Here is a 1,227-nt window from a genome sequence, read left to right on the forward strand (position 1 = left end):
CTCGTGCCCGCTGTCCTATCTGGACCTCGCACCGGAGCAGTCCGCCGAATGGCGTGCAGGCGTTCGCGCCCACCACGCGCGGCGGCGCACACCGACGGCTTCCACGGCACCCGCCGCAGCGCTGTTGGTCTGAGCCAGGAGGAACCGACATGGACCCGATCCTGGCTGCGCTCCCGCCCGCGTTGTTGAAGCTCGTCGAAGGGAGTCTGTCCAACGACGAAGTTTCTTCCGACGAGGAAATGCTGGCGTACTTCATCAGCGACGGCCTCACCGAGGATCAGGCGCGGCGGGCACTGACCTACCGCGACCAGTACCTCAACAACATCTACCTGGACGGCTTCACGCCGATTACCGCGGTGGACGAGGCACTTCACTTCAACCCGCACACCCGGCAGTTCGAGCCGGACTGAGCGGTTTTTCTTCCACCCCTTGGGGCAGTACTTGCCCCAGCGGGCGGTGCTGTTCCCGTTCATCCGAGGACACCACCATGCCCGCAGACACTTCTTCCACCACGCTTTACCGCATCGACGAATGCCCCGACGTGATGGCCGACGCTTGCGTCGGCGATGACCAAGGCAACCTCGTCTTCCTCTCGATCTGGGCGCGGGACACCGCCGTCCAGCAGTTCCTCGCTCGCCTGACCCTCGGGCGCGACGAGCAGGGACTGGACCAGTTCCACGTCATCACCGACCAGGGCGGCAGCGTCCCGGTGTTCATCGGCAACGTCGATCGTCTGGAAAAGCGCATGACTCGCGCCTACCGACGAACGCTGTTCGGATCGCTCTCCAACGTGTGGCTGTTCGATCGCCGCTGCGTGAAGCCCGACAAGGCCAACGCCAGCGCGCTCGCACTGCTGCCACGCGGCAACGCCCACCGGCTTGACCGCATGTGGACGCTGGTGCGGGACACCTGCCCGTTGCCGCTGCTCGATCACTGGCGCGAGACCGTGCTGGAACTGCTGCAAACCCGCGAGATGCTGGCCCGCCTTCCGTTCGCCCTCGGGCCACTGGAAGGTCATCGGCTCGCCATCGACGTGCCGGCGCTGACCCTGGCGCTGGGCTCCTTGATCCGCAGTGACGTACTCACCGCCTATCCCTATCCGGCCAAGATTTGGACGCCGGAAGCGGTAGCGGCTTGACCCACCCGCGGAAGCACGCCTCGGCGTGCTTCCGCCTTTCATCCCCGCCAACCAGGAGACTTCCATGGCCCTCATGTTCCCGCGGCTCG

The 1,227-nt window shown here is 65.8% G+C and carries 2 protein-coding genes; both read left to right on the forward strand.

From position 1 onward, the window contains the following. The first annotated feature begins 149 nt into the window (after positions 1-149). The gene (locus BRO63_RS04440) at positions 150-410 is read left to right on the forward strand and encodes a hypothetical protein (protein ID WP_003290203.1); all 261 of its coding nucleotides are present in this window, start codon (positions 150-152) and stop codon (positions 408-410) included. A gap of 77 nt (positions 411-487) precedes the next feature. Next, positions 488-1,138 (forward strand): hypothetical protein, encoded by a 651-nt coding sequence (locus BRO63_RS04445; RefSeq protein ID WP_088138660.1) that lies wholly within the window; start codon positions 488-490, stop codon positions 1,136-1,138. The last annotated feature ends 89 nt before the right edge of the window (positions 1,139-1,227 follow it).

This window comes from Achromobacter xylosoxidans, from assembly GCF_002192695.1.
GTDB lineage: Bacteria > Pseudomonadota > Gammaproteobacteria > Burkholderiales > Burkholderiaceae_B > Achromobacter > Achromobacter xylosoxidans_C.